At 42.2% G+C, this 21,778-nt stretch carries 24 protein-coding genes and 2 other annotated features; all 24 genes read right to left on the bottom strand.

The features are described from left to right. Positions 1–213 precede the first annotated feature (213 nt). A complete protein-coding gene (locus TV75_RS19755) occupies positions 214–822 on the bottom strand; it encodes a class I SAM-dependent methyltransferase (RefSeq protein ID WP_044340517.1) in 609 nt (202 codons plus the stop codon). A 156-nt stretch (positions 823–978) separates the two neighbouring features. Further along, on the bottom strand, positions 979–1,338 hold the full coding sequence (rplL, locus tag TV75_RS19750) for a 50S ribosomal protein L7/L12 (protein ID WP_044340516.1): 360 nt from the start codon (positions 1,336–1,338) through the stop codon (positions 979–981). A gap of 57 nt (positions 1,339–1,395) precedes the next feature. Next, positions 1,396–1,896: a 50S ribosomal protein L10 gene (rplJ, locus tag TV75_RS19745; RefSeq protein WP_044340515.1), complete on the bottom strand. Its 501-nt coding sequence runs from the start codon at positions 1,894–1,896 to the stop codon at positions 1,396–1,398. Between the two features lie 42 nt (positions 1,897–1,938). Beyond that, positions 1,939–2,083, bottom strand: a sequence feature (ribosomal protein L10 leader region). A 51-nt stretch (positions 2,084–2,134) separates the two neighbouring features. Beyond that, positions 2,135–2,836 (bottom strand): 50S ribosomal protein L1, encoded by a 702-nt coding sequence (gene rplA / locus TV75_RS19740; RefSeq protein ID WP_034766007.1) that lies wholly within the window; start codon positions 2,834–2,836, stop codon positions 2,135–2,137. 122 nt (positions 2,837–2,958) lie between these two features. Next, positions 2,959–3,384, bottom strand: a complete 426-nt coding sequence (gene rplK, locus TV75_RS19735; protein ID WP_032085258.1) for a 50S ribosomal protein L11 — start codon at positions 3,382–3,384, stop codon at positions 2,959–2,961. 176 nt (positions 3,385–3,560) lie between these two features. Continuing rightward, complete coding sequence (gene nusG / locus TV75_RS19730; protein WP_044340514.1) at positions 3,561–4,094, bottom strand: transcription termination/antitermination protein NusG; 534 nt, start codon at positions 4,092–4,094, stop codon at positions 3,561–3,563. 170 nt (positions 4,095–4,264) lie between these two features. Then, positions 4,265–4,444: a preprotein translocase subunit SecE gene (secE, locus tag TV75_RS19725; protein WP_044340513.1), complete on the bottom strand. Its 180-nt coding sequence runs from the start codon at positions 4,442–4,444 to the stop codon at positions 4,265–4,267. A 48-nt stretch (positions 4,445–4,492) separates the two neighbouring features. Next, the gene (gene rpmG / locus TV75_RS21655) at positions 4,493–4,639 is read right to left on the bottom strand and encodes a 50S ribosomal protein L33 (RefSeq protein WP_079534455.1); all 147 of its coding nucleotides are present in this window, start codon (positions 4,637–4,639) and stop codon (positions 4,493–4,495) included. A gap of 72 nt (positions 4,640–4,711) precedes the next feature. After that, a complete protein-coding gene (sigH, locus tag TV75_RS19720) occupies positions 4,712–5,356 on the bottom strand; it encodes an RNA polymerase sporulation sigma factor SigH (protein WP_374056919.1) in 645 nt (214 codons plus the stop codon). A 77-nt stretch (positions 5,357–5,433) separates the two neighbouring features. Further along, a complete protein-coding gene (locus tag TV75_RS19715) occupies positions 5,434–5,943 on the bottom strand; it encodes an NYN domain-containing protein (protein WP_044340511.1) in 510 nt (169 codons plus the stop codon). Between the two features lie 5 nt (positions 5,944–5,948). Further along, positions 5,949–6,692: a 23S rRNA (guanosine(2251)-2'-O)-methyltransferase RlmB gene (gene rlmB / locus TV75_RS19710; RefSeq protein ID WP_044340510.1), complete on the bottom strand. Its 744-nt coding sequence runs from the start codon at positions 6,690–6,692 to the stop codon at positions 5,949–5,951. Further along, entirely contained in the window at positions 6,689–7,114 is a 426-nt protein-coding gene (locus TV75_RS19705) for a Mini-ribonuclease 3 (protein WP_044340509.1), read from the bottom strand. The genes rlmB and TV75_RS19705 overlap by 4 nt, the downstream gene beginning before the upstream one ends. Continuing rightward, positions 7,114–8,514: a cysteine--tRNA ligase gene (gene cysS, locus TV75_RS19700; protein ID WP_044340508.1), complete on the bottom strand. Its 1,401-nt coding sequence runs from the start codon at positions 8,512–8,514 to the stop codon at positions 7,114–7,116. The genes TV75_RS19705 and cysS overlap by 1 nt, the downstream gene beginning before the upstream one ends. Beyond that, positions 8,511–9,161 carry a serine O-acetyltransferase gene (gene cysE, locus TV75_RS19695; protein WP_044340507.1) on the bottom strand — a complete coding sequence of 217 codons (651 nt, stop codon included), beginning with the start codon at positions 9,159–9,161 and terminating at the stop codon, positions 8,511–8,513. The genes cysS and cysE overlap by 4 nt, the downstream gene beginning before the upstream one ends. Positions 9,162–9,364: 203 nt before the next feature. Next, positions 9,365–9,584: a binding site (T-box leader), on the bottom strand. Between the two features lie 43 nt (positions 9,585–9,627). Further along, positions 9,628–11,085, bottom strand: a complete 1,458-nt coding sequence (gltX, locus tag TV75_RS19690) for a glutamate--tRNA ligase (RefSeq protein ID WP_044340506.1) — start codon at positions 11,083–11,085, stop codon at positions 9,628–9,630. 86 nt (positions 11,086–11,171) lie between these two features. Then, positions 11,172–11,648: a 2-C-methyl-D-erythritol 2,4-cyclodiphosphate synthase gene (ispF, locus tag TV75_RS19685; protein ID WP_044340505.1), complete on the bottom strand. Its 477-nt coding sequence runs from the start codon at positions 11,646–11,648 to the stop codon at positions 11,172–11,174. Next, positions 11,641–12,345 (bottom strand): 2-C-methyl-D-erythritol 4-phosphate cytidylyltransferase, encoded by a 705-nt coding sequence (ispD, locus tag TV75_RS19680; RefSeq protein WP_044340504.1) that lies wholly within the window; start codon positions 12,343–12,345, stop codon positions 11,641–11,643. The genes ispF and ispD overlap by 8 nt, the downstream gene beginning before the upstream one ends. A 74-nt stretch (positions 12,346–12,419) precedes the next feature. Then, positions 12,420–13,511: a PIN/TRAM domain-containing protein gene (locus TV75_RS19675; protein ID WP_044340503.1), complete on the bottom strand. Its 1,092-nt coding sequence runs from the start codon at positions 13,509–13,511 to the stop codon at positions 12,420–12,422. A 214-nt stretch (positions 13,512–13,725) separates the two neighbouring features. Further along, positions 13,726–14,799, bottom strand: a complete 1,074-nt coding sequence (gene disA, locus TV75_RS19670) for a DNA integrity scanning diadenylate cyclase DisA (protein ID WP_044340502.1) — start codon at positions 14,797–14,799, stop codon at positions 13,726–13,728. 3 nt (positions 14,800–14,802) lie between these two features. Then, a complete protein-coding gene (radA, locus tag TV75_RS19665; protein WP_044340501.1) occupies positions 14,803–16,179 on the bottom strand; it encodes a DNA repair protein RadA in 1,377 nt (458 codons plus the stop codon). A 482-nt stretch (positions 16,180–16,661) separates the two neighbouring features. Then, positions 16,662–19,109, bottom strand: a complete 2,448-nt coding sequence (gene clpC / locus TV75_RS19660; protein ID WP_044340500.1) for an ATP-dependent protease ATP-binding subunit ClpC — start codon at positions 19,107–19,109, stop codon at positions 16,662–16,664. A gap of 1 nt (position 19,110) precedes the next feature. Further along, the gene (locus TV75_RS19655) at positions 19,111–20,193 is read right to left on the bottom strand and encodes a protein arginine kinase (protein WP_044340499.1); all 1,083 of its coding nucleotides are present in this window, start codon (positions 20,191–20,193) and stop codon (positions 19,111–19,113) included. 3 nt (positions 20,194–20,196) lie between these two features. Continuing rightward, positions 20,197–20,739 (bottom strand): UvrB/UvrC motif-containing protein, encoded by a 543-nt coding sequence (locus TV75_RS19650; RefSeq protein WP_044340498.1) that lies wholly within the window; start codon positions 20,737–20,739, stop codon positions 20,197–20,199. A 19-nt stretch (positions 20,740–20,758) separates the two neighbouring features. After that, complete coding sequence (locus TV75_RS19645; RefSeq protein WP_044340497.1) at positions 20,759–21,220, bottom strand: CtsR family transcriptional regulator; 462 nt, start codon at positions 21,218–21,220, stop codon at positions 20,759–20,761. Between the last annotated feature and the right edge of the window lie 558 nt (positions 21,221–21,778).

Below are 21,778 nucleotides of genomic sequence, written 5' to 3'. Positions count from 1 at the left end.
AAGCGTTTTGGTTGTGTCTATATGCCTTAAAGTAGGAATGCTACTCTACACAAGACAAAAAGAAAAAGGGTTTTAATGATAAAACCTCATTTTCAAATGACGAACTATTATTTTATAATCTTTTCCAATTTATCCAATATATATACATATGGACATAATACCGGAAAATAATATTTTTGCATTTTATAATGTTATCATAGCAGCAAAGCTACGTCAACGGATTTCTTTTACCGATTTCAAGATGTAGTAACCCTTTTTTCTAGCTGCGATTTCTACATTTGAAAACAATTCTTCCATTTTATCCATGGCAGATGGAGCACCTTGTTTCTTCTGAATAACGACCCACAATTCACCATTCTCCTTCAGATAGTCATAACTGGTTTCAAGAATCGAATGAACCGTTTCTTTCCCTGCCCGGATCGGCGGGTTTGTTAAAATGGCCGCAAATTCCGTTTCAACAACATTCGTAAATCGGTCGCTTTGATAGATGGTCACGTTTTGAACTTTGTTCTCTCTAGCATTTTCTTTCGCTAAAGATAGCGCTCTTTCATTTACATCAATCATGTGAACCGTACGATCATCATTGTCTTTAGCTAAAGACAATCCGATCGGGCCATACCCACAACCGACATCAAGTAACGGACCCGTTACGTCAGGTAATTCAAACGTTTCGATTAATACTCTTGAACCAAAGTCAACTTCCTTCTTCGAGAATACACCTTGGTCCGTTTTGAACCGGAACCCATGTCCTCTTAACTCAAAGGTAATCGTTTGGGGGTTGCTCTCTACATCAGGGTTATGAGAATAATAGTGATTGGTCATTATATCATCTCCATCCATTCTTACATCACGTCTATCTACCATCATTCCCGAAAAGGCTCTGATGATAACGGACGAACAATCCATGTTTATATTCTGTTAGAAGCCAGACAAGAAAAAAGCCCGCCAAATATAGCGAGCTTTTCATCTATACAATCATTACTTAACTTCTACGCCAGCTCCAACTTCTTCAAGTTTAGCTTTAAGTTCTTCAGCTTCCTCTTTAGAAATACCTTCTTTAAGAGCTTTAGGAGTGTTATCAACCATTTCTTTCGCTTCTTTAAGTCCAAGACCTGTGATTTCACGAACAACTTTGATAACTTTGATTTTTTGAGCTCCAGCGCTCTCAAGAATTACGTCGAATTCAGTTTTTTCAGCAGCAGCTTCTGCTCCGCCACCAGCTACAGCTACAGGTGCAGCAGCAGTTACTCCGAATTCTTCTTCGATTGCTTTAACTAGATCATTTAATTCAAGAACTGACATTTCTTTAATCGCGTCAATGATTTGCTCTTTACTCATTTTAAATTTCCTCCTTGTATTGTATGCTTGTTTTTTATTTAAACGACTTGCTTTAACTTACGCGCCTTGCTCTTCTTTTTGATCTGCAACGGCTTTTGTTGCCAATGCAAAGTTGCGCATTGGTGCTTGAAGCACGCTGAGTAACATAGAAAGAAGTCCTTCGCGGCTTGGAAGTTCAGCGATTGCTTTAACATCCTCAACTGAAGTGATTGTTCCTTCAATGACACCCGCTTTAATTTCAAGCGCTTCGTGTTCTTTAGCAAAGCTGTTAAGAATCTTTGCAGGTGCAACTACTTCTTCACTGCTGAACGCGATCGCGTTAGGACCAGTTAGGAATTCGTTTAACCCTTCAAGACCAGCTTCTTCTGCAGCACGACGAACCATAGTGTTTTTGTACACTTTGAAGTCGATGCCAGCTTCACGAAGTTGTTTACGAAGCTCAGTTACTTCGGAAACATCCAGGCCACGGTAATCCACAATGATTGTAGATACACTGTTTTTTAGCTTGTCAGAGATTTCTCCAACGATATGTTTCTTTTGTTCTAGAATGCTGCTCATCATTACACCTCCTGTAGATTGACTGATGAACATTTATACCGTCATCCAATAAAAAATGCCCTTATATCAAGGTAGACATAAGGGCATTGCAAACACGCTATAAGCGGTTATTTTATCGCAATTACCTCGGCAGGACATTAAGCTCAGGAAGAGCACCTACTGTCTACGGTACAAATGTATTCGTTTTTTAACAACAGAACTAATTATAATCATTAGCTCTTAGTAAGTCAATACCAAATTATGCCTTAACTGCGAAAGTTGAAGGATCGACTTTAACGCCAGGTCCCATTGTAGAAGTTACAGAAACGTTTTTCATGTAAGTTCCTTTTGCAGCAGCAGGTTTAACTTTAAGCATTGTTTCATACATTGTAGCAAAGTTTTCAACAAGCTTCTCGTTGTCGAATGAAATCTTCCCAACAGGAACGTGTACGTTACCTGATTTGTCAGCACGGTATTCAACTTTACCTGCTTTGATTTCATTGACAGCTTTAGTCACGTCGAATGTAACTGTTCCAGTTTTAGGGTTTGGCATTAAACCTTTAGGTCCTAATACACGACCAAGTTTACCAACTTCACCCATCATGTCCGGAGTTGCTACGATTACGTCGAACTCGAACCAACCTTGGTTGATTTTGTTGATAAGTTCCGCATCACCTACGAAGTCAGCGCCAGCAGCTTCTGCTTCTTTTGCTTTATCGCCTTTAGCGAATACAAGAACTTTTTGAGTTTTACCAGTTCCGTGCGGAAGTACAACTGCTCCACGGATTTGCTGGTCATTCTTACGAGTATCTACACCTAAGCGGAACGCTACTTCGATCGTCGCGTCAAACTTAGCGAAGTTTGTTTTCTTTACTAATTCGATTGCTTCTTCAACTGAGTAAGCTGTAGTACGATCTACAAGCTTTTGAGCTTCAAGAAACTTTTTACCTTTTTTAGCCATTATAAATTTCCTCCTATATGTGGTTTTAGCGGAATAACCTCCCACGAAATAAGGTTGCGAGTGAAACGTACATTTCATCATCGCAACCTCGTTCAACAGGAACCTTTTTGCCGAAGCAGGGATTAGTCTTCGATGACGATACCCATGCTGCGCGCAGTTCCTTCTACCATGCGCATAGCTGATTCAACACTAGCTGCATTTAAGTCAGGCATTTTTGTTTCAGCAATTTCACGTACTTTGTCGCGTTTAAGTGTTGCCACTTTCTTGCTGTTTGGTTCGCCTGAACCAGACTCGATACCAGCAGCTTTCTTAAGAAGAACAGCAGCGGGTGGAGTTTTTGTGATGAATGTAAATGAACGGTCTTCAAATACCGTGATTTCAACAGGAATGATTAAGCCAGCTTGATCTGCTGTACGAGCATTGAATTCCTTACAGAATCCCATGATGTTAACACCTGCTTGACCTAGTGCAGGACCAACTGGTGGAGCTGGATTAGCTTTACCGGCAGGAATCTGCAATTTAACCATTTTAATAACTTTTTTAGCCACGAGACACACCTCCTTAAGTCCGTGATGTGGTTATTGGGTTTTTCACCCTCCCACTCATGTAAAAAATGTCTTTATCAACATAAAGAACGTCTATTAGTTTCAGTATCTCTTTAGTGGAGACGCACTGACTTATGAAATAGTACCATTTTTTCAGAATGATTTCAAGTTCTTTTCCATTATAATTTATCAATTTGGGAGAAATCCAGTTCTACCGGGGTATCTCTGCCAAACATATTAACATGAACTTTCACTTTTGCTTTCGCATTATCTATCTCTTCAATCGATCCAGTAAAGTTCGCAAACGGACCTTCGTTCACCTTTACCGTTTCTCCCAATTCAAAGTCGATCTCTACCTTTTTCTCTGTCATACCCATTTGCTTCAGAAGATTTGTCACTTCTTCGGGTAATAACGGAGTAGGCTTTGAACCGGAACCTGATGAACCGACAAACCCGGTAACCCCAGGCGTGTTACGAACAACATACCAGGAATCATCCGTCATGACGATTTCCACGATCACATAACCAGGGAATACCTTCTTCTTAACGACTTTTTTCTTACCGTTCTTGAAATCCGTCTCTTCTTCTTCAGGTACGATCACGCGGAAGATTTTGTCTTGCATCCCCATCGATTCAACACGTTTCTCAAGGTTTGCTTTAACCTTGTTCTCATATCCTGAATAAGTATGGACTACATACCAATTTTTCTCCATTTAATAGGACTAAACGTCCGTCCCTCCTCGCTATTTAAGAATACTAATCCGCCTTTTTTCTCCAAATGAAAAAACCCGTAAAAAGATAACGGGCTCTAAGGTCATGTACTCTATTAACATTCATTATACCATGATTTCACGGTATATATACAACTAATTCTATGTTTCTCTTACTTAGAACCAATGATCAATCGCATAAGTTCTGAGATTCCCAGGTCAATGACGGCAAAGAATAGGGCAACAAATACTACCGTCGTAATAACCGTAATCGTATAGCGTGTTAACTCTTTACGTTTAGGCCAGCTGACCTTTCTCATTTCCGATGCAACATTGCGAAAGAATTTAAACATCCGTTTGTAACCTCCAACTAATATCAATACGCAAGACTTGGTGCTTCACTATTTTGTTTCTTTGTGTAGGGTGTGAGCATTACATGTATTACAGAATTTCTTTAATTCTAATCGAACTGCTTGATTACGATTACCCGGTACACTATAATTCCTGGAACCACACACCGTACAAGCAAGTATTAATTTAGTAGTCATATATTCCACCTGTACTATCCATAGTAAGTCCTAACAAAAATAACACGACCACCAATTTGTGTCAATATGACTTTACATCGTTATTTCGCGAACTTCCAAGTATCGTTCGAGCTTTCTTTTCACTCGCTGCAAGGCATTGTCGATGGATTTCACATGGCGGTTCAGTTCTTCGGAGATCTCCTGATAAGATTGACCATCCAAATAGAGAGCCAGTACTTTCCTCTCAAGATCACTTAATAACTGGGCCATCTTGTCTTCCATATTATCGAATTCCTCACGATTGATAATCAGCGCTTCCGGATCCATTACTTTCGCACCTGAAATAACATCTAAGAGCGTTCGGTCAGACTCGTCGTCATAAATAGGTTTATCCAATGAAACATATGAGTTGAGCGGTATATGCTTCTGTCTGGTGGCTGTCTTAATGGCTGTAATGATTTGTCTCGTGATACATAGCTCTGCAAACGCTTTAAAAGAAGTGAGCTTGTCCTCCTTATAATCACGTATCGCCTTGTATAATCCAATCATACCCTCCTGGACGATATCTTCCTTATCGGCTCCAATCAAAAAATACGAGCGGGCTTTTGCTCTTACAAAGTTACGATATTTCCTGATCAAAAAGTCTAGCGCTTCGCTGTGACCCTGATGGACGGCTTCTATTATCTCTTCATCATCCATGCCTTCTAATCGATTATCAAATGCTTCTGTCCTGGTGATATTGCTCACACACATCCCCCCGCGCAAAACAATAGATAGAAATATTATACATTACAGAAAATTCAATCGTCAACCTCTCATTGTTCCCCACGGCGCCATTTTTCGAAAATTTCAGCAACTTCATCTGACAATTGGATTTTGGAAGCCGGCCTTTTATCACTTGAATTCCGCACTTTTCTTTCGATCTTTTTTTCGATGACTTTTACTTCTGTATGCAGCTCCCTAGCTGATTTACGAAGGGCTCCCTGGCCAAAGATTGCCCACTGCTCGGTAAAATCAGAAGTGGCTACATGGATTTGTGTTTTAATATTACTTAACTCAATCGCTAATTTTTCAATTCGTTCATCCGCTGTTTCATTTTCTTTCGTGAAAATGACCTCTACCTTATAATTTTTATATTTACGGGCAATTCCCTGAACGTAATAAGCATCAAACACGACAATCACGCGGTAGCCAGTATATCCTTGATATTCTGCCATTTGTTCTACAAGGCGGTCTCTCGCTGCGGCTAAATCTTTATGTTTCAATTCATTCAGCTCCGACCAGGCACCTATTATGTTATAGCCATCCACAAGGAGAATGTCCATCTCCGCTATTCTCCCAGCGGGTGGCGTTTTCGATAAACCTCATACATTAAAATACTAGCTGCCACCGAAGCGTTTAATGATGTTACATGACCGATCATTGGCAACTGAACAAGGAAATCACATTTGTCTCTGAGTATACGGCTCATCCCTTTTCCTTCGCTTCCGATGATTAAACCGATAGGCAGGGTACCATCCAATTGGCGGAAGTCCTGCTTTCCTTTCGCATCCGTACCCGCCACCCATACGCCACGCTCTTTCAACTCATCTACCGCTCTCGACAGATTCGTTACACGTGCGACGGGGATGTGCTCAATGGCACCGGTGGAGGCTTTGGCTACTGTTGACGTAAGTCCCACTGCTCTCCTCTTCGGAATAATGATTCCATGGGCACCTGCCGCATCCGCTGTTCTCATGATCGAACCAAGGTTATGCGGATCCTCTAATTCATCAAGGATAAGAATAAAAGGGTCTTCTCCTTTTTGCTTGGCTCTATGAAACAAGTCATCGATTTCTGCATACTGGTAAGCAGCTACAGAAGCCACGACCCCTTGATGATTTTCAGGTACCATCTGTTCAATCTTCTTCTTGGGAACGTATTGAACCATCACATTCGATTCCTTTGCAAGTCCGACAATTTGCTGGATGGACCCTTTCTGAGAACCTTCTGCGATCCAAATCTTATTGATATCCCTTCCTGACTTCAATGCTTCCATAACGGGATTTCTACCCCCGATAAAATCTTTACTCATCCCTGCTCCTCCTTTCCTGCCTGGGCTTGTTCAAAAATAATCTTCAATAGTTCCTCTAATCGCTCAGTTCGATTAAGTAAGAACAAATATCCAATCAGAGCCTCAAAAGCAGTGCTGTGTTTATACGTTTGTACATCTGTGTTTTTTGGAGTTGTCCCTGATTTTGCGTTGCGGCCGCGCTTTACGATCGATATCTCTTCTTCTGTTAAAAGCTCCTGATCGAACAACGTTCTGAGAATGGCCGCTTGGGCTTTAGCAGACACATACTTAGTCGCCGCTCTGTGCAGCTGATTCGGTTTGATCTTTCCTTTCGTTAAGAGGAGCTGCCGTACATATGTTTCATATACAGCATCCCCCATATAAGCCAGTGCAAGTGCATTGATCTGTTTCGCATCAATTTGTTCATTTATCTCATACAGCATTAAGACCCTCTTTTCCAGCGGGTGCCTTGAGGAGTATCTTCCAAGATGATATTCATCCCTTTTAACGTTTCACGAATTTCATCGGCTAATTGGAAGTTGCGATCTTTACGTGCCTGGATTCGTCTTTCGATCAATTCTTCCACTTCTTCATCCAATAGTTCCGCTTCCCGGAGGCTTAGTCCGAGGACAGAGAAGAAATCCTCGAATCGGTGTAAGAACGTATCAATCACTTCTGTGGACGTATTCTTTTCCATTAAATAATAATTGGCTTGCCTTGATAATTCGAATAAGACGGAAATTCCGTTGGCTGTATTAAAATCATCATCCATTTCCGTAATGAACTGCGCTTTTAACTCAGCAATTTTGTCCAGCCATTCCTGGTTGTTCTTCGTTAAGTCCGTACTGGATTCTTTGCGGTGCTTCAAATTCTCATAAGCTGTCTTAATACGATCTAAAGCAGCTTCTGCGTTTTGAAGAAGCTCTAAATTGTAGTTGATCGGATGACGGTAATGGACAGATAACATAAAGAAACGAAGCACCTGTGGATCTTGTTCTTTAATAATGTCGTGAACCAATACAAAATTCCCCAGTGATTTAGACATTTTCTCATTATCGATATTAATATATCCATTGTGCATCCAGTACTTTGCAAATGGCTTACCAGTAAGTGCTTCTGACTGAGCGATTTCATTCTCATGGTGAGGGAATGTTAGATCCTGCCCTCCAGCGTGAATGTCAATGGTCTCCCCCAAATAGCGTCTTGCCATGGCGGAGCATTCAATATGCCAGCCGGGACGACCTTCTCCCCAGGGACTTTCCCACGATATTTCCCCTTCTTTCGCTGCTTTCCATAATACGAAATCAAGAGCATCTTCTTTTTTGTCCCCTACATCAATGCGGGCCCCTGCTTTAAGCTCATCGATCGGCTGATGAGACAGTTTACCGTAGCCATCAAATTTTCTTGTACGATAATAAACGTCCCCTTGAGATTCATACGCATACCCTTTTTCAACAAGAGCCGAAATAAAATCAATGATGGTATCAATATTGTCTGTTACAGTCGGATGAACATCCGCTTTCTTACAGCCAAGCGCTCCCGTATCTTCAAAATAAGCTTCAATAAAGCGCTGGGCAACAGTCGGAACATCCACTCCAAGTTCCTTTGCCGCTCTAATTAATTTATCATCCACATCTGTGAAGTTAGAGACAAAATGAACATCATAGCCCCTGTATTCCAAATAGCGTCTCACCGTATCGAAGACAATGGCAGGGCGGGCGTTTCCTATATGAATATAGTTATAAACCGTCGGCCCGCACACATACATTTTGACTTTACCCTCTTCCAGGGGTATGAATTCCTCTTTTTGCCTTGTCAGTGTGTTATATAAACGAATCGTCAATATGATCGACTCCTTCCCTCATATTCCCTTAATAATGATTTTAACTCATTCACTTCTTTTTCCAGTTGCTTCATGCGGTCGTTCATCGGATCCGGGAGATCACAGTGATTCAGGTCCTTCTGTATCTTCACTCCGTCTTGAATGACCACCTTCCCCGGGATACCGACTACGGTTGAGTTGGGAGGAACATCTTTTAGGACAACGGACCCTGCCCCTACCTTAGAATTTTCCCCAACTACGATGGATCCTAATACTTTCGCACCTGTAGCAATCAGCGCATTATCCTGGATCGTCGGGTGACGCTTCCCTTTTTCTTTCCCGGTTCCACCGAGGGTGACCCCTTGGAAGAGCGTGACATTATCTCCGATTTCACACGTCTCACCAATCACCACACCCATACCATGATCGATGAAAAAACGACGGCCGATCTTAGCACCGGGGTGAATCTCCACTCCTGTAAAGAAGCGGCTGACCTGTGAAATGACCCGTGCAATAAAAAAGAATTTACGTTTAAAAAATGCATGAGCAATACGATGCGCCCAAATGGCATGAAGACCCGAATACGTGAGGATGACCTCCACATAATTCCTCGCAGCCGGATCCTGATCAAACACGACCTCTATATCTTCCTTAAACGACTTAAACATCTTATCCCCCCTTCATTTAAAAAACCAAAGCGCAGGCGGCTTGGTCAGAGGCGACAAGCATAAGGCTAGCCCACCGGAAAGGCGTTCTTTGCCTTTTTGGTGGGATTGACTTATGACCTCGAGCCTCTAGCCGCTGGAGCTGGATAAACCAAAGCGCAGGCGGCTTGGTCAGACAATAAAAAAAACGCCCCTGTCAATATAATGACAGAGACGCATAGGCAGCGCGGTTCCACTCTGATTGAGAAGATAACTCCTTCTCCAACTCGAATCCTGTTAACGGTAGGAAGCCGCCTTTACCTACTATATTTCAGTAACGGGCTCTGAGGTGCATTTCAGAATCGGAGGGGCTTAAACCACTTTCAGCCGGTGATGGTTCTCTCTTCTAAGCATCCTTTTCTTACTTCTCCTCATCAACGCGATATCATTTAGTGTGATACTCTTACTATATTACATAACATCCAAAATGTTAACCTAAAAGACTTTGCAGACGATGTTTAACTGTATCTTTCCCTAAAAGCTCGATTGCATTCGGTAATTCAGGACCATGAGTCTGACCAGTGACGGCTACACGGATCGGCATGAACAGCTTCTTGCCTTTATGTCCCGTAGACTTTTGGACCGCTTTAATGGACGATTTAATTTCTGCTGCTTCATAATTTTCAAGAGCTTCTATTTCATTTAAGAAGGCTTGAAGAACTTCAGGAACCTGCTCTTCTTCCAGTACCGCTTTTGCATCCTCATCATATTCGAGGTCCGTCTTGAAGAACATTTCAGACAGCTCCACGATTTCAGCACCGAAGCTCATTTGCTCCTGGTATAAAGAAATGACGCGACTCGCCCATTCACGCTGCTCGTCAGACATATTCTCTTCTACTTTACCAGCACTGATTAAGTGAGGAAGGGATAACTCCACCACTTGCTCTAATTCTAAATTCTTCATGTACTGATTGTTCATCCATGTTAGCTTCTGGTTATCAAACAGGGCAGAAGAAGTAGATAAACGTGCGGGATCAAAGATTTCAATAAACTCATCTTTAGAAAATATCTCTTCTTCTCCTTTTGGAGACCAGCCGAGTAGGGCGATGAAGTTGAATAGAGCTTCCGGTAAATAGCCTAATGCTTCATATTGCTCGATGAACTGAATGATGCTTTCATCACGCTTACTCAGCTTCTTGCGGCTTTCATTAACGATCAAAGTCATATGCCCGTAAACAGGTGCTTCCCATCCAAGAGCTTCAAAGATCATCAATTGCTTCGGTGTATTGGAAATATGATCTTCTCCACGTAGAACGTGGGAAATTTTCATCAGATAATCATCTACTGCAACGGCAAAGTTATATGTTGGTGTACCGTCTTTTTTCGCAATGACAAAGTCACCGATTCCGTCTGATTCAAATGCCACATCTTCTTTTACGATATCATTGAAAGAATATACTTTCCCTGCAGGCACTCGGAATCGAATGCTTGGTTGACGCCCTTCTGCAGCTAATCTTTCTTGATCTTCTTTTGTCAGGTTACGGCATTTACCGGAATATCGGGGCATTTGGCCTGATGCTGATTGAGCTTCACGTTCCGCTTCCAGCTCTTCTTCCGTACAGTAGCATTTATAAGCTTGTCCGCTTTCTAACAGCTCACTTAAATACTGCTCATATATATGGTTACGCTCTGATTGGCGATAAGGGCCATAGTCACCAGGCTTATCTGTGCTTTCGTCCCAATCGATTCCAAGCCATTGAAGATATTTAAGCTGACTTTCTTCTCCGCCTTCAATATTACGTTTCTTATCCGTGTCTTCAATACGGATGATGAACTTTCCACCTACACTGCGGGCGTATAAGTAATTAAATAAAGCGGTTCTTGCATTACCTATATGTAAATGGCCCGTTGGACTCGGGGCATAACGGACGCGTACTTCTTTTGTCATTTGATTTCCTCCTCTTTGTATTCTGTTTTAAAGTCTCTGACCTATTTTAACACCGTTATGTAAGGGAATAAAGCGAATTTGTCCCCTTACTTCTTTTTGATCAACACGGTTGTTTGCGATGCGATCCCTTCGCCTCTTCCGGTAAAACCAAGCTTCTCTGAGGTTGTGGCTTTCACGTTCACTTGGGAAATATCCGCCTCTAATAACGTTGCGATGCTTTGTCTCATTTCATCGATATAAGGAGCCATCTTTGGTTTCTGAGCAATGATCGTGCAATCGATATTGCCTAATTCATAGCCTTCCTCTTTCACAAGGGCCCATACATGCTCGAGAAGCTTTGCTGAATCTGCATCCTTGAACTCAGGATCTGTGTCTGGAAAATGCTTGCCGATATCCCCTGCAGCAATAGCCCCCAAACATGCATCCGCTACAGCATGTAATAATACATCTGCATCTGAATGGCCTAATAAGCCTTTTTCATATGGTATCGTTATACCTCCCATAATAAGAGGTCTATTTTCCACTAATTGATGAACATCAAATCCTTGTCCGATCCTAAACATGTTTGTCTCCTCCACTCATTTCCTCTTGCTTCTTCAAAATGGCCTCAGCAAAATATAAGTCCTCAGGTGTTGTCAGTTTAATATTGTCATAATCACTCTCCACAACAGCAACCTCAACATCCATTCTTTCTACTAGAGAAGCATCGTCTGTTCCGAGGAAAGCATCTTGCTCCGCTTCGCTGTGTGCTCTTTTCAACAATGAAACACGAAAAGCTTGTGGAGTTTGAACCATCCACAAGCTTGAGCGTTCAATCGTTTCCTCGACTTCTCCATCCAGCACTTTTTTGATTGTATCTTTAACAGGAACAGCGGCAATGGAGGCTCCTGTTGATTGAGTTTTTTCTACTAATTGGTGAATCGTGGATTCTTTAATAAATGGTCTTGCCCCGTCGTGTACAAGGACAATTTCATGACCAACCTCAAGCAATGCATTGTATACACTATGCTGTCTTTCTTCCCCGCCATCTACAAGCTTAACAACCTTCGTAATGCCGAAGCGTTCAAGCAAACTCTTAAACACATCTCGTTCAGATGGATGAATCGCTAAATAGATACCCTGACAATGGGAGTCTTCTTCAAACACACGCAGTGTATGAATAATGACTGGACAGCTATTCAGCTCAAGGAGCAGTTTATTCTTGCCAGCTTTCATTCGTTTCCCTTGCCCCGCAGCCGGAATGACAACTTCATATTCCATACGATAACTCCTTTAACTCGAGTAATACTATTTATTATACCTCACTGAATCAATAGAGTCAGGGCAAAGATTACTTATAAAGCTTTTTCTAATTGCTTCGGCTTCGCAAAGATCATTCGACCGGCAGATGTTTGAAGAACAGACGTTACAAGTACATCGATGTACTTGCCGATATAATTGCGTCCCTCTTCAACGACGATCATCGTACCATCATCGAGATAGGCAATCCCTTGATTATGTTCTTTACCGTCTTTGATTACCTGAACCTTCAATTCTTCCCCAGGTAATACAACTGGCTTAACGGCGTTTGCCAAGTCATTGATATTTAATACTTGTACACCTTGAAGATCGCAAACTTTATTCAAGTTGAAATCATTCGTTACAACGATCCCATTCGTAAGTTTCGCTAATTTCACAAGCTTTGAATCAACTTCCTGAATTTCCTCAAAGTCACCTTCATAAATCTGAACCTCTACAGGCAGCTCCTTTTGAATACGATTCAGGATATCAAGCCCGCGACGTCCACGATTTCGTTTTAACACGTCTGAAGAATCCGCAATATGCTGAAGCTCCTCCAGCACAAACTGTGGAATCACGACAATTCCTTCTAAGAATCCAGTTTGACAGATATCAGCGATACGACCATCGATAATCACACTCGTATCCAATATCTTAAGGGTTTTCACACCTGGTTCATCAGAATCTTCGTCAGTCCCTTTTTTCTTACCCCTATTTGACGTACCGAAAAGACTGACAAGCTCATCCCTCTTCTTAAAGCCGACCTGAAATCCTAAATATCCAAGAAGCAACGTTAACAGAATCGGAACCACTGTGTTGACAATCGGAATCTCCATTTGATTGAAAGGAATCCCAAACAAATACGCAACAAAAAGACCGATAATAAGACCTAAACTACCAAATAACAGATCCGTTACTGGAGCTTTTACTAAACTATCTTCAAACCACTTGACGAAATTGACAACATACTCGACTGCCCAAAACGTAAGAATATAAAATATAATGGCACCAAATATAGCAGTCATATAAGGGTTATTAATTAAAGGAATGTCTGATAAATTTATGACGGTAAATAATTCGGGAAGCAGAAATATCCCTAGTGTCCCCCCGACGATAAGGAAGCACGCTTGAACGATTCTTTTTAACATTCCCTCACCTCCTCCTATTCATTATAAACAATTTACTATTTTTGAAACGTATTAGCCCTTGAAAATTTTAAATTTAATCGAATGGAAACCATTTTGATATAAAAATCCCATTTTAATAGAGTCCTCTATGAAAGGCTAACATGCCTCATTACAAACTGTCAATTTTTTGAAAAAACCTATATTGTATCATATCAGGCCCTCCGGAACCACATACCTATAGCTGTCGATCGGCAAAAGTCTGCTCCTTGATCAGTTTCAGCCCCTCTTTAATCTTTCTGGCCCTCACTTCACCGATTCCCTCTACTTCATCCAAATCATCTACTGAAGCACTCACCACATGAGGAAGGGTTTCAAACCTTGTAATCAGATTTTCAATGATCACAATCGGTAAACGGGGGATCTTATTCAACACGCGATAGCCCCTTGGGAAAATGGCATCATCATGATGAACATATCCATGGTATCCTAATAACTTTAATAGGACATTATCCTCTAACACTTCTGAATGCACAAGCTCCTGGAATTTATAAAGAAGTTCAAACGGCTTGATATTTCTCTCTTGAGAATAATCCCTGATAATCAACATTGCTTCATCTTCAATATCCGCCAATAGCTCATTCATTTGTAAACGGATCAGCCTGCCCTCGACCCCCAACTCGCTTAGATAGGTTAATAACTCATTCTTAATCCGTAAAACCATCTCGAATCGATGAAGAACCTGCAGTAAGTCACTTTGTGTCACAAGCTCCTCAAACTCCAAAACCGATAGATTAGAGATACTCTGATCGAGAACCACTTTATACTTCTCCAAAGTCTGAATCGCCTGGTTCGCCTTCGTTAAGATGACAGAGATATCTTTTAAAGCATATCGGAAATTCCCTTGATACAACGTTATCACGTTCCTACGTTGAGAAATAGCAATGACAAGGGCATTGGTTTGTCTCGCAACCCGCTCCGCCGTGCGATGTCTCATTCCCGTTTCGGTAGACGGAACGTACACATCGGGAGCCAACTGAGCGTTTGCCAAAATAATCTTCGTACCCGCTTCGTTCAGGATGATGGCCCCATCCATCTTGGCCAGCTCATACAGATAGCTAGGAGAAAAAGCACAATTGATATGAAATCCGCCATCCAGTACAGATTTCACCTTATCATTATAGCCAACGACAATCAGTCCCCCCGTATTGGCTCTCAGCACATTATCGATGCCATCTCTTATCGGAGCACCTGGAGCAACAAATTGCAATATATCCGACATGGACTTTTCTCTTGCCTTCTTATCTTCCATTTCTTATCCTCCTAAAATAATAGCCAGCGCTTCGTTTATATTTGATACTCCTGTTACCTCTATATCCGAAGGCGGCTGCCATCCACTTAAGTTATTTTGGGGAATAATCACACGTCTAAAGCCTAGTTTAGCCGCTTCTTGGACACGTTGCTCAATTCTCGACACCCTCCTTATTTCACCCGTCAATCCGACCTCTCCGATGATACAATCATGAGCACTGGACGCTTTATCCCGGAAGCTGGACGCAATACTCGCGGCAACAGCCAGATCAATCGCAGGTTCATCCAGTTTGACTCCACCTGCCACTTTTAAATAAGCATCCTGCTGCTGCAATAGCATTCCTGCCCGCTTCTCCAACACGGCCATAATAAGTGAAACACGGCTATGATCGATCCCTGTTGCCATACGTCGGGGGTTATTGAAGCTTGTAGGTGTGACAAGGGCTTGTATCTCCACCAGAACAGGCCTTGTACCTTCCATGGAGGCAACGACCGTTGAGCCTGCCGCACCTTGGGAACGCTCCTCCAGGAATATCTCGGAAGGGTTTGCGACCTCCTCCAAACCAAGCTCCTTCATTTCAAAGATCCCCATCTCATTCGTGGAACCGAAGCGATTCTTCACGGCTCTTAAAATACGATATGAATGATGGCGCTCCCCTTCAAAATACAGCACGGTATCTACCATATGTTCCAATAAACGCGGTCCGGCAATCGACCCTTCCTTTGTAACATGCCCTACAATGAAGATGGCGATGCCTTTTGTTTTTCCGATTCTCATTAATTCAGCTGTACATTCCCTTACTTGGGAAACACTGCCGGGAGCAGACGTCACTTCTGGATGGAAAATCGTTTGAATCGAGTCGATTATGACAAAATCAGGTGAGATTTGTTCAATCGTTTGATGAATCAATTCAAGGTTCGTTTCCGCAAATATATATAAGTCATCCGACTTGATACTTAATCGATCTGCACGAAGTTTTGTTTGCTTGATCGATTCTTCTCCGGATATATATAGGACCTTCTGTTTTTGATCGGCCAGCTGGGAAGATACCTGAAGCAATAAAGTAGATTTACCGATCCCGGGATCTCCACCTATCAACACCAGTGAACCCGGGACTACCCCTCCACCTAACACCCGATTCAGCTCTTTCGATTCGGTCAATACTCTTGGTTCTTGCTTTGTTTCGATTGAGATAAGCTTTTCTGCTTTAGTGGGCCCGCTATTTTCAGAATGCATAAATGATCCCCGAGGCTTTTTCCCCGTCATTTCAACTTCTTCCACCATCGTGTTCCACTCGTTACACCCCGGACATTTCCCCATCCATTTAGCAGACTCATATCCACATGATGAACATACAAACTTTGTCTTTTTCTTTGCCAATCTATTCTTCTCCTCTTTTACTCTATTTGTTCTTTTTACATTTCATGACAATATCCATCCCATTTGAAATGATTGTATCGGTTTTATGTATTTAATTCAATTTAGGACCCTTAAAAGCGGAGGTGGCTTGCTCAGGCCCGACAAGCATAAGTCGAGCTCGTTGAAAAGGCGGTCTTTGCCTTTTTGGCGAGATTTACTTATGACCTCGAGGGACTAGCCACCGGAGCTGGACAATAAGAAAAGCGGAGGTGGCTTGCTCAGAGGCGACAAGCATAAGACGAGTTAACCGGAAAGGCGCTTTTTGCCTTTTTGGTTAACTTGGCTTATGACCTCGAGCCTCTAGCCACCGGAGCTGGACAATAAGAAAAGCGGAGGTGGCTTGCTCAGAGGCGACAAGCATTTCCGGATTCCTTTAAAAGGTATCCATTATGATAAAAGAGGTACACGAAAAACATAAACGTGTACCTCTTTTCTACCTTGTATTAAGTAGGAGTATTAGCTGCTTCTTCTTCTTTTACCTTTACAACAAACTCACTATCCTCTACATCGATGATAATATTCTGACCTGTCAGGACCTTGCCTCTTAACAGCTCCTCTGACAGTTTATCCTCTACATGTTTCTGAATGGCCCGGCGCAGTGGGCGTGCACCGTATTCAGGATCGAATCCTTCTTCTGCTATTTTTTCTTTAGCAGCAGCAGATAGCTCTAAATGAATATCCTGCTCTTTCAAGCGACTTGTCAGTTGGTTTGACATTAATGTCACAATCTCTTTCAAGTGATCTTTTTCAAGTGAGTGGAAAACGATAATTTCATCGATACGGTTAAGGAACTCTGGTCGGAACGCACGTTTCAGCTCCTCCATCACCTTGCCTTTCATATCCTTATAATCCTGCTTTCCATCTTGAATATTGAACCCGACATATTTGTTGCTCTTAAGTGACTGGGCACCGACGTTAGATGTCATGATCAACACCGTGTTTCTAAAGTCTACCGTTCTTCCTTTAGAATCTGTCAGACGACCGTCTTCCAAGACTTGAAGGAGGATGTTAAATACATCAGGATGGGCCTTTTCGATTTCATCTAAAAGCACGACGGAATATGGCTTACGGCGAACTTTTTCTGTTAACTGACCGCCTTCTTCATATCCTACATACCCTGGAGGAGAGCCTACTAAACGGGAAGTCGAATGCTTCTCCATGTACTCAGACATATCAATACGGATCATGGCATCCTCGTCACCGAACATAGATTCCGCTAATGCACGGGCAAGTTCCGTTTTCCCTACTCCTGTAGGTCCTAAGAAAATAAAGGAACCAATCGGACGCTTCGGATCTTTCAGCCCCGCTCTTGCACGACGGACTGCTTTCGATACCGCTACGACTGCTTCAGATTGACCGATGACTCTGGAATGAAGGATCTCTTCTAACTTAAGTAATCGATCCGTCTCGGTCTGAGCAAGTTTCGATACCGGTACTCCCGTCCAGTTCGATACAACCTTTGCAATGTCTTCTACCGTCACTTCCGTATTTTCCTGACCTTGCTTTTCTTTCCATGTATTCTTCGTTTCTTCCAGCTCTTCACGAAGCTTTTGCTCCGAATCCCTTAGAGAAGCTGCTTTTTCAAACTCTTGGCTTTGGACAGCTGCATCCTTCTCTTTACGGATTTCTTCCAGCTTCGCTTCAAGCTCTTTCAGGTTTGGCGGCGTTGTATAAGAACGCAAACGAACCTTTGAACCGGCTTCATCAATTAAATCGATTGCCTTATCCGGTAAGAACCGGTCTGAAATGTAGCGATCAGACAGTTTCACTGCCGCATCAATCGCTTCATCTGTGATCGATACGCGGTGATGGGCTTCATAACGATCGCGTAAGCCCTTCAGGATCTGAATAGACTCCTCTGCCGTTGGCTCATTGACTTGGATAGGTTGGAAACGACGCTCGAGCGCAGCATCCTTTTCAATATATTTACGGTACTCATCTAATGTTGTCGCACCGATACATTGTAACTCTCCACGAGCAAGGGATGGTTTTAAGATGTTTGATGCATCGATGGCGCCTTCAGCTCCACCTGCTCCGATTAGTGTATGAAGCTCATCGATAAACAGGATGATATTACCCGCCTGACGAATTTCATCCATCACTTTCTTTAATCGATCCTCGAATTCACCGCGATATTTCGTACCGGCTACCACTGTACCCATATCCAGGGTCATGACCCGTTTATCCCGAAGAATTTCAGGCACTTCATTTGCAATGATCTGTTGTGCAAGACCCTCAGCAATCGCTGTCTTACCTACACCGGGCTCACCGATCAACACCGGGTTATTCTTTGTACGGCGACTTAACACTTCAATGACACGCTGAATTTCTTTGCTTCGTCCGATAACCGGATCCAGGCTTCCTTCACGGGCAATTGCCGTTAAGTCCCGGGCTAAGCTATCAAGGGTAGGCGTATTGGCATTGGCATTGCCCCCTCCCTGGTGGTTGCTTGAGTCATTGCTTCCAAGTAACTGCAATACTTGCTGCCTTGCTTTATTTAAGCTGACACCAAGATTACCGAGTACACGGGCTGCCACTCCTTCACCTTCACGGATCAACCCTAATAAAATATGTTCCGTTCCTACATATGAGTGACCCAGCTTACGGGCCTCATCCATAGAGAGCTCAATCACCTTCTTCGCTCGGGGTGTATAATGAATCGTTTGAGATTTCTCGGTTCCTTTCCCGATCAGCCCTTCCACTTCTTTCTGAATCTTTTCAGGGCTCAGTCCCAACGCCGTAAGTGCTTTAGCGGCAATTCCTTCACCCTCGCGGACAAGTCCCAATAAAATATGTTCAGTACCAATATTACTGTGCGCCAAACGAATCGCTTCTTCCTGAGCTAACGCTAATACCTTTTGTGCTCTTTCTGTAAATCGACCAAACATCATATTATTTTTCCTCCTCACATGTATCCTTATCTAACTTAATTCGCTCCCTAATCAAAGAAGACCTTCTTATATCTCTTTCATTTGGTCTCAATGGACCTCCAGAATATTGTTGTAAAAATCCCGGTTGGGTTAAAATCATTAGTTCATTCAATATATTCTTAGATATGACTTTGATGTATCCTAAATCAATCCCAAGCCTGACATCGGATAAACACTTCGCTGCTTCCTTGGACTCGATGATCCGACTGTGCTCCAAAACGCCAAGTGAACGAAATATCCTATCTTCCAATTGTATGTTAGACGTTTTTACTAATGCGTCCCTTGCCGATTGTTCCTTATCGATGATCTGTTTCACGACACTCAATAAATCTTCCACTATATCTTCCTCAGACTTACCTAGTGTCGTTTGATTCGAAATCTGAAAAATGTTTCCCAACGCCTCGCTGCCTTCTCCATAAATCCCTCTTACCACCAGACCTAATTGATTAATGGCAGGAATGATCCTATTCAACTGCTGGGTTAAAACCAGACCAGGCAGGTGCATCATGACAGAAGCTCTAAGCCCCGTCCCTACATTGGTAGGACAAGTCGTTAAATATCCATTTTTCTCATCAAAAGCAAAATCAAATTCGCTTTCAAACCAGTCATCAATCTGATTCGCTCTTTGTAATGCTTCCTTCAATTGTAAGCCTGGATATAAACACTGTATTCGAATATGGTCCTCTTCGTTTACCATTATGCTAATATCTTCTTCACCGGATAAAAGGACAGCCCCATAGTTCGTGTCCTCTGCCAAGTTAGGACTAATGAGGTGTTTCTCCATCAATACCCTCTTTTGGAGTGGCTGAATCTCACTTGTAGGTAAAAATTCTAATTCACCTAATTTCTTCGGGTATAAAGAGAGTTTATCCTTCACACGATCCACGATTTCTTTTGCTTCCTCAGAAGAATAAAGAGTGGAGAAACGAAAGTCTGTCAGGTTTCTTGCAAGGCGAACCCGTGAGCTGAGAACAATATCCGAATTCGGTCCCTCTTCATTCATCCAAGAACTAACGGCATTTTGTAAAAACCTTTCCAGGCTCATCCTTTATCTCCCCCCGTCATTTTTAATATCTTTTTCCAGGGAGCGAATTTCGTCTCGTATTTCTGCGGCTTTTTCAAACTCTTCATCCGCAATCATCGTTTGCAGGTCTGACTTCAGCTGCTGAATTTTTTTCTTCACATGAATCGCCCCGCCCATACGTTCCGGTACCTTCCCGTGATGCTCCACATTTCCACTATGAACTCGCTTTAATAGAGGAGTCAGCTCATCCTTGAACGTCTCATAACAATGTGCACACCCAAATCGTCCTACATTAATAAATTGCTGTAAGGTCATCTTACACTTTTCACACTGTAAAACCTCTGACTTGGGTATTTCCGTTTCCTTTGCCTGCTTAATAGCAGGGGCTATATTAAGAAGACCTGCCAAAAGATTGTTCACAGAGAAGCCGGAAGAAGAATCAAACATAAACATTTCACCCTTATCCTGAGCGCATTGCTCACATAAATGAACCTCTGTCTTTTCTCCATTTATCACCTTGGTAAAATGAAGGGTTGCAGGTCTTTCATTACACTCTTGACAAATCATCCTACTCACCTCTCAAAACTTACTCGTACTTCAAAGAATCCAGCATGGCTCTGAGCATTCTTCCTCTCAAAACATCCCGTTCTGGTAAATCTACCATGATTACCGAGCGATCCATCACGCTCAGCATGATCTTTGCTTCCCGTTCAGAAATAATATCCTCTTCTACTAAACGAAAAACAATATCAGCTGCCGTATTCTGGCTGATCGTCTGAGTAATGAGTGCCACTAGCTGGTCAATAAGATGAACTTGATCGTGGGCCTTTACTTTCATAATCCTGATATAGCCCCCGCCACCTCGTTTACTCTCTACTACATACCCTCTTTCAATCGTGAAACGGGTATTGATCACATAATTAATTTGAGAAGGAACACATTGAAACTTATCAGCGATCTCGCTTCTTTTAATCTCGACTATCTCACTTTCACTCAGTTCTAATACATTCTTTAAATAACGTTCAATGATGTCGGATATGTTCCTCATCAAACCTCCTCCTCATTTTGACTTTGACTATATTTGACTATAATTATACAACTGCGTTTAAATCTTTGCAATTATGAAGTTTAACCTTAGAAGTTTTCCTGTTTTAGGAAAGTTTTAAACGTGTAAATGTGAGATTATTGGATAGAAAACAGGAAATGGGGCATTGAGTGGGTGTGAATTTATTGGACCACGGGGGTTTGATTTGTGATGTGGTGTGGGTTACTGGAATGATGGATTAGAAGTTTTGGTTTGGTGGGAGAATCACTTTGTTAGATAGTGAATGTGATCTCATTAGGACGAATAATGATGTTTTGACTGGTAAGATGTGTGTGTTTTGAAGAATTCGTGGTAATTGCGTCGTTTTCGACTTTATTGCGTCGTTTTCGACTTTATTGCGTCATTTCTCAGCTTAATTGCGTCACTTTTCCGTTTTATGCGTAGTTTACCAATTACCACCTAGGTAGTGAGCACCCGCTGAATTAGATAATCTGTATTGAGGATTGATGTACCATCCATAATCTCAAAAATGCAAACAACAAAAAAGAGTAACCCCTAAGA

The organism is Rossellomorea aquimaris, from assembly GCF_000935355.1.
GTDB lineage: Bacteria > Bacillota > Bacilli > Bacillales > Bacillaceae_B > Rossellomorea > Rossellomorea aquimaris_B.
The sequence above is the reverse complement of the archived record's forward strand: the minus strand, read 5'-3'. Positions and strand labels throughout refer to the sequence as shown.

Coding starts and splice junctions, on each gene's coding strand:
- TV75_RS19755 (WP_044340517.1), bottom strand. CDS start 822: ATGACCAATCACTATTATTCTCATAACCCTGATGTAGAGAGCAACCCC.
- rplL (WP_044340516.1), bottom strand. CDS start 1,338: ATGAGTAAAGAGCAAATCATTGACGCGATTAAAGAAATGTCAGTTCTT.
- rplJ (WP_044340515.1), bottom strand. CDS start 1,896: ATGAGCAGCATTCTAGAACAAAAGAAACATATCGTTGGAGAAATCTCT.
- rplA (WP_034766007.1), bottom strand. CDS start 2,836: ATGGCTAAAAAAGGTAAAAAGTTTCTTGAAGCTCAAAAGCTTGTAGAT.
- nusG (WP_044340514.1), bottom strand. CDS start 4,094: ATGGAGAAAAATTGGTATGTAGTCCATACTTATTCAGGATATGAGAAC.
- secE (WP_044340513.1), bottom strand. CDS start 4,444: ATGTTTAAATTCTTTCGCAATGTTGCATCGGAAATGAGAAAGGTCAGC.
- rpmG (WP_079534455.1), bottom strand. CDS start 4,639: ATGACTACTAAATTAATACTTGCTTGTACGGTGTGTGGTTCCAGGAAT.
- TV75_RS19715 (WP_044340511.1), bottom strand. CDS start 5,943: ATGGACATTCTCCTTGTGGATGGCTATAACATAATAGGTGCCTGGTCG.
- rlmB (WP_044340510.1), bottom strand. CDS start 6,692: ATGAGTAAAGATTTTATCGGGGGTAGAAATCCCGTTATGGAAGCATTG.
- TV75_RS19705 (WP_044340509.1), bottom strand. CDS start 7,114: ATGCTGTATGAGATAAATGAACAAATTGATGCGAAACAGATCAATGCA.
- cysE (WP_044340507.1), bottom strand. CDS start 9,161: ATGTTTAAGTCGTTTAAGGAAGATATAGAGGTCGTGTTTGATCAGGAT.
- gltX (WP_044340506.1), bottom strand. CDS start 11,085: ATGACAAAAGAAGTACGCGTCCGTTATGCCCCGAGTCCAACGGGCCAT.
- ispF (WP_044340505.1), bottom strand. CDS start 11,648: ATGTTTAGGATCGGACAAGGATTTGATGTTCATCAATTAGTGGAAAAT.
- ispD (WP_044340504.1), bottom strand. CDS start 12,345: ATGGAATATGAAGTTGTCATTCCGGCTGCGGGGCAAGGGAAACGAATG.
- TV75_RS19675 (WP_044340503.1), bottom strand. CDS start 13,511: ATGTTAAAAAGAATCGTTCAAGCGTGCTTCCTTATCGTCGGGGGGACA.
- disA (WP_044340502.1), bottom strand. CDS start 14,799: ATGGAAGATAAGAAGGCAAGAGAAAAGTCCATGTCGGATATATTGCAA.
- clpC (WP_044340500.1), bottom strand. CDS start 19,109: ATGATGTTTGGTCGATTTACAGAAAGAGCACAAAAGGTATTAGCGTTA.
- TV75_RS19655 (WP_044340499.1), bottom strand. CDS start 20,193: ATGAGCCTGGAAAGGTTTTTACAAAATGCCGTTAGTTCTTGGATGAAT.
- TV75_RS19650 (WP_044340498.1), bottom strand. CDS start 20,739: ATGATTTGTCAAGAGTGTAATGAAAGACCTGCAACCCTTCATTTTACC.
- TV75_RS19645 (WP_044340497.1), bottom strand. CDS start 21,220: ATGAGGAACATATCCGACATCATTGAACGTTATTTAAAGAATGTATTA.